Raw genomic sequence first — 15,597 nt, 5'->3', positions numbered from 1 at the left:
GTATGAACTTTTCTTTTCTATATAAGTGGGCATTAGTGCTCGGCTTACTACTGGGGTATGTGGCAGCGGTTTTTGCTCAAGATGCAAATATGGGCCGTGCCAAGCATGTATACGAATTGTTTGTAGCGAATCAGGGTGATAGTATTCATGCTCTTTTAACAGAAGAGTTGCAGGAGAAGTTATCTCCGGACGTCTTCAAAGATATGTTTAAACAGTCGGAAAGACAATTCGGCAAACTCCAGTCTACAGGAGAGTGGCAGAAAGAGACTGCACAAGGCATTACACTTTATTATTCCGATTTGAAGTTTGAGCGCTACAGTCTTCGCTTCTTGTTGTCATTCGATGCTGACGGCAGAATGAATACAATTCGTCTGATGCCCGTGCCTGCTGTTTCTACAGCACAGCCGGTAGTTTATAATAAAGAAAAGATGCTTGAACGGGATGTAACAGTCGGAGCTGATGGTTTTAAACTACCTGGAACCTTGACATTGCCTGTAGGAAAGAAGAAAGTCCCTCTGGTAATCCTCGTACATGGGTCCGGTCCGAATGATCGTGATGAAACTGTTGGACCGAATAAGCCTTTTCGTGATTTGGCTTGGGGGCTTGCAGAACGTGGCATTGCAACGGTACGTTATGAGAAACGTACAAAAGTTTATGGAGCGGCTTGTGTACCTGAAGGTCGGGAAATGGATTATGATACCGAAAGTGTTGATGATGCTGTAGCTATTACAACTTGGGTAAAGACATTGCCGGAAATTGATGCGGATAGTGTTTATGTGTTAGGTCATAGTTTGGGTGCTACGCTTGCCCCTCGTATTGCAGAGCGTGCTGACGGGGTTGCAGGTATTATTCTTGTAGCCGCTTTAGCCCGCCCGTTTGAAGATGCCATTGTTGAGCAGGTGAGCTATATTTCTTCTCTGAGGGATTCTTCTGGCAGTGCTAAAAAACAGATTGAAGAAATCAAGAAGCAGGCGGATAATACAAAGAAACTGGGTACGTCGGAGTTTGATGATAAGATTCCCTTGTTATTGGGTGTTCCCCGTTCTTACTGGGAGTTTGCTAACGCATACAAACCTGTGGAGGTAGCTGTTAAACTAACTTTACCTATGCTTATACTGCAGGGCGAACGTGATTATCAGGTCACTATGGAGGATTTTGGGTTATGACGTTTGGGATTACTGCGTAATAAGAATGCCTTCTTTAAATCTTACCCCAAGCTCAATCATATGTTGCAGGAGGGTAGTGGTAAAGCTACTCCGTTTGAGTATGAGCGTGAGTCGCCTGTAGTTGGATATGTAATGGATGATATTGCGTCATTTATCCGCAATGGGAGTTTGCTATAATATAAATTCAACCATAATTTGTAAATCATTAAATTATAAAATAGAATCGTGGCTAAAAAAGAAACTTCAACCAAAAGCTTTGTCCTGCGTGTAGATGCTGCAACCATGGATGCTCTCGAAAAGTGGGCAGCCGATGAGTTTCGCAGCACTAACGGGCAGCTTCAGTGGATTATTGCTGAGGCGTTGCGGAAGAGCGGGCGGATGAAGAAGATTAAAAATACTCCTCCGCCTCAGGAGTCTGAAACGTAATTCAGTGATTAGTTGTTAGTGATAAGTGATTGGCTATTTCAATCGTATATTATAAACTGTCAAATTATAAATTTATAGTTTTATGTTAAATCTCGGTCCTTATTCTGCTAAAGAAATTTCTGCTATCCGCATACATCCTACTGTTGTGGATCGCATAATGGAAGGTGTTGCTGCATTATTTGCGGTTGCTGCCTGGGTATGTGCAATATGGGTTTATCTTCATGTGGAAGATAAAGTAACGGCAAACTTCTCTCTTTTATCTGCCGGGCTTGGCACTTTCAGTCTTCTGGCTATAGGTGCTACAGCCTACTTGCCTATCCGTTTTGTGCATTTTCCGGTACGTATCACCCAGCAGAATGTTGCCACACAGTTTTTTCTGGCAATTCGTCTTGCCCGGGTGCTGAATATCATGATAGTCCTGCTCTTCCTTGTCCTTGTTTTTAATAAGGTGGAGGTAGAATATGGCATTCCGCAGGGGCTGTGTAATATGCTCACAGTCGGTGTCGGTTGTCTGATGGCGATAGTGCTGATTGTGTATTATATATTGGCTTTCAAGTATAAATAGAACAATTTATGGGCATAAATACCTAATTATGGCTATTAGATTCTTTCATTATACCTTGTTTTAGGGATTGTGGTATCTCTGCAAATACCCTACTTTTGCAACATCAGATTTAATGAATTAGTTAGTCATAATTACGTAACCACTTTTATTAAGGAAAAAAGGTTCCCGTCTTCCCCGATGTGATATCGTGAAGGAACGGGAATTTTTTCATTTAATACTCTGTTGACAAGAAGTTAAGAGTTCGTCAACAAAAAGTTAACTCCTTGTCGATAAACTCTTAACTTCTTGTAAGGGATTGATAATTAAAATCTATTTTTACTTTTGATTTATAGATTTGGGGGTTATAGCGAATGCACCCTATGAATGCGGAAAAGTTTGTATAATATTGATGTGAGTGGAGGACATTATGGGTTTGAAATTGGTAAAAGTGGTATCGAAGGTACCTATAATGTTCAGTCTGTTTTGATGGAGTTTGGATAAAAAACGATGTACGTCTGGATCTTAGAAGTGATGAAGGACAAGGTTATGGAAAAGAATCAGTCGACCAAACTTAAATGAAAAGCTTTGAAAAGATAGATTTCATTTAAAAAGAGTATATGAATAAAGGGTATGTTAGGAATAAATCCTAATGTACCCTTTTTATAAATTATCCTTGATATCCTGTAATTCCACCAGCTTATTCACAATAGCGTAAATGGTGAGACCTGCCGGAGAATGTATTTGCAGTTTGCGGGCAATGTTTCGGCGATGGGTGATAACAGTGTGGATGGAGAGGTAAAGTTGGTCGGCAATGGCTTTGTTGGTCATGCCTTTCACAACACAGGTGATAATTTCTTTTTCGCGCTGGCTGAGTGTTTCCTGCTCGTTTTCTTTTTCCTCTTCTTCGTCGGTGCAAAGCAACTGATTGATTTTGGTGGCAATTGTTTCTGCATCATCGCAGATGGAAAGATGGTCATCATACTCTCTTAATGAGTTACTGTCGATGACCGAGCATACAAGTGCCAGATATTTAGTCTCCACTTTGCCGTTTTCGGCTTTGAGTGTAGCGAGGTCAAACCAGCCTCCGAAGGTTGGATTGACAATGAGAATATCCGGCGTGTTCAGGTGGATGTAGCTCTGTAAAGACTCCGGAGAAGAGACTTCTATTGGATGTACATTCAGGTTGGGCAAGCGCTTTAATACTGCTGTAAGCCCACTACGAATAATAACAGAAGTCTCCGCAACTGCTATTTTTATAGAAGAGGCGTTATTGTTCATTTTTCAATCTCCTTTCCAATTGTGCCACAGCAGGAACAAACATGTAGTCTTCTACCTGACAGTGTGAAGCAAGGTCATGTTCGCAGTTGAAGATATCGAAAAGAACGGCGTTGAGCTTGTTGTTATTCTCTTTTTCCGGATAATATTTAATGATGATATTTTTCAGCTCTGTCAACTTGGTTTCTATCTGATTGTGTTTGCTGGCAAAGGTTGCTATGTCATAATTCTCAGCAAGATTACCTTCCAGGAGCTTTTCTACGTAGGTGAACACAGCCTCGTTTTCGTACTCCATATGGCGACGTACTTCCTTCGCATATTCATCGAAAAATTTCAGAATGAGATAGGCGATGTTGTCGGTACCTGAACAGTCGATGGACTCAATGAGCTTACGGCGAATGACCGGTAACTTGAAATCGAGAAAATAGGTGTGTGCCTGTTTCAGATAGTTCATTAGTGCAGGGATGGAAAAAGCATCTTCATCTTCACTATAGGTATAGGCATATTGTTCTTCACTGATGAAATTGGCTACTGCGAGAAAGGTGCGGTAGTCTACGCCTTGGGCTTCACAAACGTCCTTCACACTTTTATCTCCGAAACCCAGAGAGAGACCGAAGCGGCTCATAACCATTAATAAGGAGTAGTTATCACAGATAAGGTCGCTCATTTTGTCTGTGGCGCGATACTTATGCGGTTCATTCATTGTAGATTATCCTTTCTTTCTTTATTTATTCGTGCGCAAAGGAACGGATTTTCCCTGAAAATAGCAATCGCTATTTGTAGGTATTTTGCGTTTAGTTTTATTTAACGAGGAAAATTAGTTTATAAACTAAATATTTTAGTTATTTGCAAAAAACAAATGAAGACTATGAAAGGATTAACTGCGAAAGAAGAAGAGATTATGGGATTTTTCTGGGAGAAAGGTCCGCTGTTTGTGAAAGAGATGTTGGCTTTCTATGAAGAGCCGAGACCACATTTCAATACTTTATCCACGATTGTAAGGGGGCTGGAAGAAAAAGGCTTCTTGGCGCATAAGACATATGGTAATACGTATCAATATTATGCAGTGGTGAATAGGGACGATTTCAGTAAAGGAACACTGAAGAAGGTAATCAGCAAGTACTTTAATAATTCGTATCTCAGTGCAGTGTCATCTCTGGTAAAAGAGGAGGATATCTCTCTGGACGACCTGAAGCAACTGATTGCTGAAGTGGAGAAAGGAACAAAATAGTAACTTTAAATGCCGGAGATTATGAAAAACATTGCGATAACTTGTTTGGTCCTGGTAGCTGTTTGCGTAGGTTTACAGGCAAAGAAAACAGTGAAAGCACCTTATTTCATGGCAGCTAGCGGTAGCCAACTTGAAATAGAGAAAGTGACGTTGGGCAAGGATACAACGTGGGTGGATGCAAAAATATATTCTATCTCGGGCGATGATGTGAGAATAGATTCGACAACGATTTTGCAGGTTGCCGGAAAAAGATATGCATATTTAGGGGGCGATGGTTTCTCTAAACAATTGTGGACACGAGTACCGGCTTCGGGTGAGTTGCCCGTGACACTGAAATTTGAACCGCTCCCTATGGATGCGGAAAGTTTCGATTTCATGGAAATGCCGGATTCGGATGATAAGGGCTGGTGTATATACGGAGTGCGTCTGGACGGGAAAAAGCCTGATATCGGAGTACCTGAAAAACTTCTGAACCAGCAGTTAGATTATTCCCAGCCTTTGCCTGACCCTGAACTGAAAAATGGAAAGACGGTGATACGCGGGCGGATATTGGGATATAATTCAAGATATGGAACCGTTTTGAATTTTAATTGTACGGACTGGTTGTTCTTCGACATATTCGGACAATCAATCCCAATAGCTGAAGATGGCAGTTTCCGGTATGAAACAAATTTGCTGTTGCCCGGTGAAGCTACTTTGCGGGTAGGGAAAAAGCGTTTTGAATTATTTCTTGTCCCGGGCGGTGAACTTGTAGTGACTTTAAATTTACCGGCGATTTTCTGGTCCGAAACCCGTCTGTTCGGGAAGAAAGAAAAAGGACAACTTGTTTGGTTTGAAGGGACCTATGCCGGATTGAATACGGAACTGGCAAAATATGGTTCATTAATGAATATATATAGTGCTGAGAATTTCTATGAGAATATTTGTGGAGTTACTCCCAATCAGTATAAGAAATATGTGACTAAGATTTACGAAAAATATCGTGCAGACATATTGAAGAATAAGTCATTGAGCGATGCTGCGCATACTTATCTGATAACTAAGCTGGAAATGTCGTATTTCTTTGCCATCAATGGATATAAAGGTAATATCAGTTATGCACCGATGATTTCTGGAAAGAAAGGGGTGAAGCGGGCAGACATGACAGTGGATGAAAGCTATTATGACGAAATTCTGAAACTGGATTTTACTCATTCGCCTTATATCCGCTATGGAAGTTATCCGGATTTTGTACGCGTGGCTACCGAAAATTTCAAAGGGAAGTTTGAACCGGAATCTATCTGGGAGGACGTTTTGCGTGCAAAACCTTTAGGGGATGCTCTTGCCCGAGTGAAGCCGTTGAGCGAGGAGCAATTGTTGACTTTGGATAGTATTGCCGAACCGGAAATAAAGAAAGCTTTGAATATCCGGAATCAAAAAATAGTAGATTTGCTTGCGGAAAGTGCAAAGAAAACCGGTTATACCATTTGCCAACTGGATACTTTAGTTACGGCAGATAACCTTATAATTACTATCACCCGCCCGTATCGTGGAAAGGTGGTATTGATAGATATGTGGAATACTTGGTGTGGACCCTGCATAAGGGCAATGAAAAGCTTACAGCCGGTTAAGGAAGAATTGAAGGATGTGGTGTATGTTTATGTGGCGGATGAATCTTCACCCGAAGGAAAATGGAAAATCACAATACCTGATATTCACGGTATACACTACCGGATTACCAGTGAACAAAGTTCTGCTATGGGAAAACTGTATGAATATCCCGGAATACCTACTTATTTTATTGTAGACAGGGAAGGGAATATTGCATATAAAGTTACCGGTTTCCCCGGTGCAGAAATGATAAAAGAAGAATTGAGTAAATTATAAAATAGTACATCAATATGGGAATTTTCTTTGTCTATATATTGAAGTCGTCGGTTTGTCTGGCGGTGTTCTACCTGTTCTACCGCTTATTGCTGAGCCGCGAAACGTTTCATCGTTTCAACCGGGTGGCATTACTGAGCATATTGTTACTGTCATGCCTCTTGCCGCTGGTGGAGGTGACTGTGGAGAAACAGACAGAGGTCCATCAAACAATGATGACCCTGGAGCAGTGGCTGATGCTGGCAGACATGATGAACACTGCAAACACGGCAGAGTTGCAGGCAGAGGAAGTGACGGTGACTTGGATACAAGTGGCACTATTGGTGTATCTGACCGGTATTTTGTTTTTTGCCTTCCGAAATGGGTATTCACTGTTGAAATTGGGTGGCCTGCTACGGTCGGGTAGGAAAGAACAACTTGAAAAATATACCGGTGGCAAAGAAAAAGTAACTTTGATTGTACATGACCATGATATAGCTCCGTTCAGTTGGATGAAGTATATCGTTATCTCGCAGAAAGATTTGGATGAGAACGGGCGTGAGATACTTATCCATGAATTGGCTCATATCCAGAATCGGCATTCGTGGGATTTGCTGGTGGCAGATATTTGTATATTTTTTCAATGGTTCAATCCGGCTTCGTGGCTGCTGAAGCAGGAATTGCAGAATATCCATGAGTATGAAGCAGATGAAACAGTGATTGAAAAAGGCGTTGACGCGAAACAATACCAATTATTATTAATTAAAAAAGCTGTTGGCACAAGGCTCTACTCTATGGCCAACAGCTTTAATCACAGTAAACTTAAAAAACGTATCACTATGATGTTAAAAGAAAAATCGAATCCGTGGGCGAAGTTGAAGTATCTGTATATACTTCCGGTAGCTGCGATTGCAGTTACTGCTTTTGCCCGTCCTGAAATCTCGGAAACCGCAGAAGAGATTTCTGCCGTCAAAGTTAATGATTTGACAGCAATTGTGGAAGCAAAAGCCACAAAAACTGCCGAAGAAGCAGTACAGATGAGTACAGTCTTGAAAGATACAACGAAGCCGGTAGAGGTGAAGTATATACCTGTGGAGGTGAGTGACAAACTGAAAGGTTCTCCGGTTTTTGAAATGGTTGAACAGATGCCGGAATATCCTGATGGAGGAATGCCTGCTGCCTTAGAGTATATTCAGAAGAATATGAAATATCCTGAATCTGCAAAGAAAAACGGTACGCAAGGGCGTGTCACGGTGCAGTTCGTTGTTGATAAAGGAGGAAATGTGACGGAACCTAAAGTTATCCGTTCGGTAGATAAAGAACTGGATGCTGAGGCTATCCGATTGGTGAAGTCGATGCCGAAGTGGAAGCCGGGAATGCAGAAGGGACAGGCGGTAGCAGTGAAATTTACAATGCCGGTGTTGTTTAGACTGGAAGGCGGGGAAGTGACGGTTTCTCAATCAGTAACAGTAGACAGAAGAGTGGGAACTGGTAGTGGAACGGAAGTGCCATTGTTCATTGTAGATGGTAAAGAGGTGGCTTCGTCTGTGATGGGGGCATTGAAGCCAGAAAGCATACAAAGTATGTCTGTTTTGAAAGATGAATCAGCTACTAAGTTATATGGTGAAAAGGGGAAGAATGGTGTAATTCTGATTACTTTGAAGCAAGAGCCATATCCTATGATTATAGGAACAAAGGATGTGGATAAGGCAGCTACTTCTCTGACAGTGAAGGGGGCAGGTAAGTCGAATATATCAATTAAGGCAGATAATAAGAAGCAATGGAAGGTTTTTATGGGGGATAATCCTGCTTCTAAGGATGATTTGACCGTTTATGTCGATGGTGTAAAAATGGATATGGAAGGGAAAGAACTGGATGAAGTGGTGTCGGTCGACCAGATAGAAAGTATCGAGGTAAGGAAAGATGAGAATAGCAAAGGGACGATTTACATCACTAGTAAGAAAAACAAAGGCGTTATGTATGTTCCCGTGAACGACGGTATGAAGATTGAAGGCATTGTACAGGATAAGGATGGAGAACCTATTGTGGGTGCTGCTGTTTTGATTGAAGGAACAAACAAAGGAACAATTACTGATGTAGATGGACGTTTTGTCATATCTGTCTCAAAGGGAGATAAGCTGGTAGCTTCCTATGTGGGTATGAAGACTGCTAAGGTGAAAGTTGCACCGAAGGTCACAATCACTTTAAAAGACGAATAATCAAATCTATTTTTATATGAAACGGAATTCTCTCTTTTTGTTTCTCTCTATGATGTTTGTTTGGGTGGGGCTTTGCTCTGCCCAGACTACCAGTGATAAATATTATCTTATCGATGGATATTTCTTTAATGGTATGCCACCGGGAGTCAGGAGTGCAGAAGGAGATCGTCTTGCTATGCTACAAGATGACGAAGGACACTCTGCTTGGGAGATTAGATTGGGTAAGGGAAAGACTTTACCGGAGTACGCAATAAAATATCGGATTCCGGTGGAAGAGGTGCCCGGTGGGGAAGAGCTTTTGAGAATTTCCCGTTCGGGAAAGGCTCCTGTGCTGGGGATAGCTAGTAATTCGGTTACTCTTGACGAATGGGTGGGAAAGCCATTTCCGGACTTTAAAGTAACGGACACGACAGGCCGCGTTTGGACAAAAGCTGATATACTTGGAAAGCCTTTTGTCCTGAATTACTGGCATACTGGTTGCGGACCCTGCATCAAGGAAATGTCGGATCTGAACGAGTGGATGAAAGTTTGTCCGGATGTGACTTATTTCTCTACTACCTGGAACACGGCGGAACAGATAAAGAAGATTGTTGAAAACCGTCCCTTCCTCTTTACCCATATAGCTGACGAACTGTTCTTCTTCAATCTGTTTAAGGTACAGGTGACGCCGACTACTTTGCTGGTTGATAAAAAAGGCATCATTCGTTATTGGGATGAAGGTACGAACGCGAGTAAGCGCGAGTTTCTGTTTGATAAATTGAAGGAATTGTCTGCCGAATAGACACTTTGTTTCTTATTTCTTTGTTTAAGTCATTACTTTTAAGTAATTTTGTTTGAGACGGTTTATAATCTAATCACTTAAAAGATAATGCTATGAGACAAGGAAAACGAATTCGCCAGGGATATAGCTTCTTTTGGGGAGTATTTCTATTATTAGTGATATCTGTCGCTATATCTGTCCATGCTGGAACTCCTTTGATGAAGGAGGGTGTGCTTTTCAAAGATACTTTGAAAAATAAAACTCTTGTGACGCAGTCTCCGAAGCGAGACAGTACTTTGGTTATCAGAGACTATGCTCCTATCAGAACCAATGAACCCTTATTTATCGTGAATAAAGTGGAGCTTCCTTCCGAAATCTTCGCTGCACTGAATCCTGATTATATTGAAAGTATTGAGATTTTGAAAGATGCTTCGGCCACTGCAATCTATGGAACACGTGGTATAAATGGGGTTATAATTGTTACATTGAAGTCCAAAGAGCGGGTAAAGGAAGAAAGGGCAACGAAACAGATTGATGATTTATTGAAATCAAAGGGCGTAGATAGACGAAATGTACGTTACTATATTGACGGCAAAGAAGTTCCTGCACGAACCGCCTACCAGACGGATATTGAACAAATGGAAGTGAAAACCGGAGCGGATGGGATATTGGAAGTATATATCAAGCCAATAATTTTTATCAGGGGAGAATATGAATAAACAGCGATTGTCTGTAACTACCAAGCCTGAATAGTTGCCAGAATTTTGTCAAGAGCAGATTTACGGAATATTAATAGAACGGGAGAGCTTCGGCTTTTCCGTTCTTGTTTTTCTGAAATAGATGGTGTGTTTACCCTGTTTACATCGTTTGTTTTGCTCCGGTAGATGGTATGTTTTGAGTGATTACATCGTATGTTTTGACTGAAAACAAGGTGTGTTTTCCTTGATTTCTTACTATGTTATACAAAAAAAGAGGAGTAACTTGTGTCACTCCTCTCACTGTCTTCTTCCCGAATCTAAATCAGGATTACGGTCACAAATATACTACATTCGTAAGCCAAAGTCAAGCATTACAGCTTTTTTATTCACCCATTTCTTTTTCCAGTAAATCTTTGAGCGGTTGATATATGTCGCTATACCCTCGCAGGAGTGTCTTGCCTTCGGGCGAAATCACCATCAGGATGGGAACTCCGTTGAAGTAATAGTCGGTTGCTATAAAGCTATTTTCTTTTTGTTCTGTATACACAGTGGGCCAGGGTGGGAAATAGAGTGCAGTTACTTCCGCATCTCCGGAAAGATTTTGAGGACGTTCATCCCCGGTAAATCCCAGGATTTCGAACCCTTTGTCATGATACTTTGCGTAGAGCTCCAAGAGGCGCGGATGCACCCAGGTAGTGCCCGGACAACCATATCCCCAATGATAGATAAGCAGATATTTGCCCCGATAGTCCGATAAGGATATACGACTGCTGTCGGCAGCAATAACGGTAAATTCACTTGGAGTGTTTCCCGGTTCTATATTTTTCATGACCTTAAGCAACTGCTCTATTATCTTTCCGGTAGTAGATGACTGGACTTCGGGTATGAAGCGGGTAAATCTTTCCTGAGCCTCCTTGTATGGTATTTCATGGAGAGCCTGCATATATTCCAAGGCAGCGTATTCGCTATCGTCCGCTGTGTTGTAGAAGTTGCGCCGGGCTTCGCTCAATTCTTTGGAGCGGCACTGTCTGTAAGCTTGGTTATAGTATATCATCGAATCCGGGTTAGCCTGCGGAGTACCCCGTAAATCGGCAAAATGGCGTAGTTTGCGATAGAGTTTGTTCATCTCCACCGTTATGCTGTCTTCCAGGGTAAGGATGCGTTGCAGGCGCGGGTCGTCATACATTCCGCCTTCTTTGTGCATGGCAGGGAAGAATTCAATATTGCCTTTCACCTTCAAATGGTCGCCCGGGCGGACATAAAACGAAAAGCCGCGATTGCAATAGGGCAGGGGCTCGGCCTGGGAAGGACGATATACAATATTATAAAGGCTTGTTTTACCGATTATTTTATTAAAAGAAAACTTTCCTTCCCTGGTAGTAATAAGCGTGTCATAGCTAACTTCCTTCCAGTCGGGCAATGAGTGGTGGGTAAAGATAAGCGTATCTCCTGCCTGTATGCCTTGTGTTGTGGCATCTATCCGAAAGGCGGGAATTGTAGTGCAGGAACTGATTAACAGCATGGACGTTAGTAACGCCGTTGGGAGGAATTGTTTCATGGTTTCCTTCGTTTTAGTTGTGTTCAAAAGTAGGTATTATTATAGGGATATCCAATATAAACCAAATAATTCTCATTTATTCAGGCTCTTTATTATCTGAATTTCTTATTTTTGTATCGACTTCCTAATACCTGATGATTTATGTTGAAACGCACCTCCTTATTAATTCTGTGTGTGGTGGCAACCGCACTCTTGCTTACTGACTCTGTGCTGGCCTGTACCTCTGCTGTAGTATCAGGTAAAGTTACTCCTGATGGTCGCCCTTTGCTTTGGAAGAACCGCGATACGGACTTCATGCGAAATCATATTGACTACGTGAAAGGCGAAAAGTATGATTTCATTGCTGTAGTGAATAGTGATAATGCGTATCTGAAAGAAGCATGGATGGGAACTAATTCTGCAGGATTTGCTTTGATGAATACTCAGTCTTATAACTTGGTGGACGTGAAAGATGGTGAGGAGCGGGGAGCTGCCAATGGACGCATTATCTATCGTGCGCTCGAAGTTTGTGCCACTGTAGAGGATTTCTGTCATTTCTTGGATACCATCTCCAAGCCCAGTTATATTGAGGCCAATTTAGGTGTGATTGATGCGAAAGGTGGCGCGGTTATGTTTGAGGTGGATTATCAGAAGTACATCATGTATGATGCTAATAATCCTAAGGATGCTCCTTATGGCTATGTTGCCCGTACCAACTTTTCCTTTGCAGGTAAAGTGAACGAAGGTGCCGGATATGTGCGATATATGGAAGCAGACCAGGTGTTAATGAAAGCTTCGGCCACAGGTAGTATCACACCGCAGTTCATCTTCAATGACTTGTCGCGTTCATTTCGCAACCGTATGCTTGATATTGATTTGCGTAATGGCGCGTATAACCGTCCGCAGGCGTCAGGCTGGTTTATTGACCAGGATTTCATTCCGCGTAGCAGTACGTCGTGTTCCGCAGTGGTACAAGGTGTGAAGCCGGGTGAGAAGGCGGAACTCACAACCATGTGGACGCTGCTTGGTTATCCTCCCACCGGAATAGCCATTCCGCTTTGGGTGAAAGGTGCCGATAAACTACTTCCTGAGTTGGTTCGTCTCAATAAAGAATGTAAGGCCGCCCCGCTTAGCGACTGGTCGCTTCGTCTGGCAGATCGGGTTTTCAGCTATAAGCAAGGGATGGGAACCGGACGTTATCTGAATTGGGAACGGCTGTATAGTCCGGAGAAAGGCGATGGCTATATGACAACGCTTACTTCTGTGGAAGATGAAGTATTCCGTACTACAAAACCATTATTAGAAGAATGGCGGAAAAAGGGAAGTCTCGATACCCAAGCAATACCGAAGCTTTATGAAGAGCTGGATGCGTCGATAAGAATGATTTATCAGAGTTTACTTGAAGCAGAATAGATATTACATCACCGAACGGAGGTATGCCAGTATCTCCGTTTCTTGTTCCGGATGGAACCAACGAATTTCTTCATCTCTCTTGAACCATGTCATCTGCTTGCGTGAATAGATGCGTGAATTCTGCTTGATTTTCTCTATAGCGAAAGGCAGCGTCCATTCTCCATCAAGATACTTGAATACCTCTTTGTAGCCTACCGTATTCAGGGAGTTGAGTGTCCGGTATGGATATACTTGTTTGACTTCTTCTATCAGTCCGTCTTCTATCATGAGCTCCACTCGTTGGTTGATGCGGTCGTAGAGTTCTTCACGGTCACGTGTTAAGCCTATCTTCACAATACGGAAAGGACGTTCTTTCTTTTGTTGGGTGCGGAAGGAGGTGTAAGTCTTTCCCGTCATGTAGCATATTTCCAATGCATGAATCACGCGCTTCGGATTCTTCAGGTCTACTATTTTATAATATTCCGGATCAAGCAATTTCAGTTCTGCGCAGAGTCTCTCCAAACCTTCCGTTTCGTACTTGTGCAGCATCAACTGGCGCGTTTCCGCATCTACGGTAGGGATGTCGTCAATGCCTTTGCATACGGCATCTACGTACATCATGGAGCCACCGGTAAGCAGTACGGTGTCTTGTTCGGTAAATAAAGTATCCAGAAGTTTCAGTACTTCCGCCTCGTATTGGGCAGCGCTGTAATAGTCGGTAAGTTGCAATGTGCCAACAAGGTAGTGCTTCACACGTTGCAGTTGTTCAGGGGTAGGGGCTGCTGTACCTATTTTCAGGTCGGCATAGAGTTGACGGGAGTCAGCGGAAATGATGCAAGTGTGGTAATGCTCTGCCAGCCGTAGGCTGAGTTCGGTCTTTCCGACTCCGGTCGGTCCAATAAGCACTATCAGGGTTTTCATACAGATGTTATATAAAACGTTTCAAAGATAAAGTGGATATTATTTTTTAGACGCAGATTACGCGGATAACACGGATTCTAAACTAAAAAAATCTGCGTAATCCGCGTAATCTGCGTCTAAAAAATATACTATAAAGAGTATGGTGTCTCCCTTGGTATATTCAAATTTAGAATTTTTCTTCCTCGAATGAAGCTCCGCCGCTTTCGCCGCCGCCTATATCGAATCCTTCCTGGTCGAATTCTTCCAGATCGAAATCCTGGTCTCCGTAGAAGTTTTCGTCTAAGTCAAGTGAGCCGCTATTGGCTGCCATTTCTTCGAAGTCAACGGTTTGTTTCGGAGCCTCGCCTTCCTTTTTGGTGCATTTGGCACCCTTCATTTCCTTTCCGGTAATGATTTCGGAAAGTTCGATGAAGAAACAACGCTCTGTCATGTAATCGAATACATAAAGCAACTTCTGTTTCTCATCTTCCACCAGTTCACTGATAGTGGTGTCTTTCATTACCCAGCTGTCCATTTCCGGATTGTCGTCCATTTCTTCCAGCGTGATTTCTTTTTCTTTTTCCCAGTCGTCATCGCAGATGAAGAAAGAAGTCATCTGGTCGTCGGTGTAACCTACTGACTTCACGATAGCCTCGTGCAAGTCGTAGAATGTAGCTTCCGGATCAATTTGTATTTCTCTCACGAAGTCGTCCGATTCGTCGGAGATAAGTGTAAATCTGTAAATCATACTCTAAAGTTATAATGTTGTAATGTGATAGTGTGGTAACACTGTTATCACTTATCACTTTATCGTTTTATTACCTGATGATACCACGTTCAGAGTTCTGAATGAAGCTGACAATATATTCAATCTCCGGACCTGTCGGAATTTCTTCCTCTATTTTCTTTAAAGCGTCCGAAGTATTCAGTCCACTCTGATAAATGATGCGGTATGCATTGTGAATATTCTCAATTGTTTCATTACTAAATCCGCGGCGGCGCAGACCAATAATATTGATACCACTGTAAGCGATAGGCTCCCGGCCGGCAATGATGTACGGCGGAATGTCCTTGCTGAAACGACAACCTCCCTGTATCATTCCGAATCCACCTACGCGACAGAACTGGTGCATCAACACATTAGCGCTGATGATGGAATAATCGTCTATTACGATTTCACCTGCCATCTTGGTTGAGTTTCCGATGATGCAATAGTTACCGACAAGGGCATCGTGTGCCACGTGTACTCCTTCCATCAACAGATTATTGTTTCCTATGATGGTTCTGCCTTTGGCAGCCGTACCACGGTTGACGGTCACATTTTCACGGATAGTGTTGTTATCACCAATCTCAGCGGTACTTTCTTCTCCTTGGAACTTCAAGTCTTGAGGAATGGCACCGATTACGGCTCCCGGAAAGATAGTGTTTCCATTACCGATACGCGAACCGTACAGAATATTGGCATTTGCCATAATTTTATTATTATCGCCGATTACCACATTCTTGTCAATGAATACGAAAGGAGCAATCTCTACGTTTTCCCCGATTTTTGCCTCGGGATGAATATACGCTAAGGGACTTATCATGTTATTTAATTATTAATTATC

14 protein-coding genes and 1 pseudogene are annotated in these 15,597 nt (G+C 42.4%); 9 read left to right on the top strand and 6 right to left on the bottom strand.

Going from position 1 to position 15,597, the window contains the following annotated elements; genetic code table 11:
- Positions 1 to 2: 2 nt before the first annotated feature.
- From HMPREF9447_RS20310 to HMPREF9447_RS20300, 3 genes and pseudogenes are all read left to right on the top strand, one after another.
- Positions 3 to 1,343, top strand: a pseudogene (locus tag HMPREF9447_RS20310) (alpha/beta hydrolase).
- 48 nt (positions 1,344 to 1,391) lie between these two features.
- Entirely contained in the window at positions 1,392 to 1,592 is a 201-nt protein-coding gene (locus tag HMPREF9447_RS20305; RefSeq protein ID WP_009131659.1) for a hypothetical protein, read from the top strand.
- Positions 1,593 to 1,674: 82 nt separating this feature from the next.
- Positions 1,675 to 2,157 (top strand): hypothetical protein, encoded by a 483-nt coding sequence (locus tag HMPREF9447_RS20300; RefSeq protein WP_009131658.1) that lies wholly within the window; start codon positions 1,675 to 1,677, stop codon positions 2,155 to 2,157.
- 639 nt (positions 2,158 to 2,796) lie between these two features.
- On the opposite strand, the gene HMPREF9447_RS20295 is transcribed toward HMPREF9447_RS20300, so the two are convergent.
- Both HMPREF9447_RS20295 and HMPREF9447_RS20290 read right to left on the bottom strand, forming a co-directional pair.
- Positions 2,797 to 3,414 (bottom strand): response regulator transcription factor, encoded by a 618-nt coding sequence (locus tag HMPREF9447_RS20295; protein WP_009131657.1) that lies wholly within the window; start codon positions 3,412 to 3,414, stop codon positions 2,797 to 2,799.
- Positions 3,404 to 4,114 carry a hemerythrin domain-containing protein gene (locus HMPREF9447_RS20290; RefSeq protein ID WP_009131656.1) on the bottom strand — a complete coding sequence of 237 codons (711 nt, stop codon included), beginning with the start codon at positions 4,112 to 4,114 and terminating at the stop codon, positions 3,404 to 3,406. Before HMPREF9447_RS20290 ends, HMPREF9447_RS20295 begins: the two co-directional genes overlap by 11 nt.
- Before the next feature lie 165 nt (positions 4,115 to 4,279).
- Between HMPREF9447_RS20290 and HMPREF9447_RS20285 the strand changes: the two genes are divergently transcribed.
- From HMPREF9447_RS20285 to HMPREF9447_RS20265, 5 genes are all read left to right on the top strand, one after another.
- Complete coding sequence (locus HMPREF9447_RS20285; protein WP_009131655.1) at positions 4,280 to 4,642, top strand: BlaI/MecI/CopY family transcriptional regulator; 363 nt, start codon at positions 4,280 to 4,282, stop codon at positions 4,640 to 4,642.
- 21 nt (positions 4,643 to 4,663) lie between these two features.
- Positions 4,664 to 6,508: a TlpA family protein disulfide reductase gene (locus tag HMPREF9447_RS20280; protein ID WP_009131654.1), complete on the top strand. Its 1,845-nt coding sequence runs from the start codon at positions 4,664 to 4,666 to the stop codon at positions 6,506 to 6,508.
- Positions 6,509 to 6,522: 14 nt separating this feature from the next.
- The gene (locus HMPREF9447_RS20275; RefSeq protein ID WP_009131653.1) at positions 6,523 to 8,703 is read left to right on the top strand and encodes a M56 family metallopeptidase; all 2,181 of its coding nucleotides are present in this window, start codon (positions 6,523 to 6,525) and stop codon (positions 8,701 to 8,703) included.
- A 16-nt stretch (positions 8,704 to 8,719) separates the two neighbouring features.
- Positions 8,720 to 9,484 (top strand): TlpA family protein disulfide reductase, encoded by a 765-nt coding sequence (locus tag HMPREF9447_RS20270; RefSeq protein WP_009131652.1) that lies wholly within the window; start codon positions 8,720 to 8,722, stop codon positions 9,482 to 9,484.
- A gap of 92 nt (positions 9,485 to 9,576) precedes the next feature.
- Positions 9,577 to 10,182 carry a TonB-dependent receptor plug domain-containing protein gene (locus tag HMPREF9447_RS20265; protein ID WP_009131651.1) on the top strand — a complete coding sequence of 202 codons (606 nt, stop codon included), beginning with the start codon at positions 9,577 to 9,579 and terminating at the stop codon, positions 10,180 to 10,182.
- Positions 10,183 to 10,543: 361 nt separating this feature from the next.
- Here HMPREF9447_RS20265 and HMPREF9447_RS20260 read toward each other — a convergent pair whose 3' ends face one another.
- The gene (locus HMPREF9447_RS20260) at positions 10,544 to 11,719 is read right to left on the bottom strand and encodes a peroxiredoxin family protein (RefSeq protein WP_009131650.1); all 1,176 of its coding nucleotides are present in this window, start codon (positions 11,717 to 11,719) and stop codon (positions 10,544 to 10,546) included.
- A 141-nt stretch (positions 11,720 to 11,860) separates the two neighbouring features.
- Between HMPREF9447_RS20260 and HMPREF9447_RS20255 the strand changes: the two genes are divergently transcribed.
- Complete coding sequence (locus HMPREF9447_RS20255; RefSeq protein ID WP_009131649.1) at positions 11,861 to 13,111, top strand: carcinine hydrolase/isopenicillin-N N-acyltransferase family protein; 1,251 nt, start codon at positions 11,861 to 11,863, stop codon at positions 13,109 to 13,111.
- Positions 13,112 to 13,114: 3 nt separating this feature from the next.
- Here HMPREF9447_RS20255 and miaA read toward each other — a convergent pair whose 3' ends face one another.
- From miaA to lpxA, 3 genes are all read right to left on the bottom strand, one after another.
- On the bottom strand, positions 13,115 to 14,011 hold the full coding sequence (gene miaA, locus HMPREF9447_RS20250; protein ID WP_009131648.1) for a tRNA (adenosine(37)-N6)-dimethylallyltransferase MiaA: 897 nt from the start codon (positions 14,009 to 14,011) through the stop codon (positions 13,115 to 13,117).
- 166 nt (positions 14,012 to 14,177) lie between these two features.
- Positions 14,178 to 14,738: an IS1096 element passenger TnpR family protein gene (locus HMPREF9447_RS20245; protein ID WP_009131647.1), complete on the bottom strand. Its 561-nt coding sequence runs from the start codon at positions 14,736 to 14,738 to the stop codon at positions 14,178 to 14,180.
- A 70-nt stretch (positions 14,739 to 14,808) separates the two neighbouring features.
- The gene (lpxA, locus tag HMPREF9447_RS20240; RefSeq protein ID WP_009131646.1) at positions 14,809 to 15,576 is read right to left on the bottom strand and encodes an acyl-ACP--UDP-N-acetylglucosamine O-acyltransferase; all 768 of its coding nucleotides are present in this window, start codon (positions 15,574 to 15,576) and stop codon (positions 14,809 to 14,811) included.
- Positions 15,577 to 15,597: the final 21 nt, after the last annotated feature.

Source organism: Bacteroides oleiciplenus YIT 12058 (assembly GCF_000315485.1).
Taxonomy (GTDB): Bacteria; Bacteroidota; Bacteroidia; order Bacteroidales; family Bacteroidaceae; genus Bacteroides; species Bacteroides oleiciplenus.
Note: the sequence above shows the minus strand (reverse complement) of the source record. Positions and strands in the feature narration are given on the sequence as shown.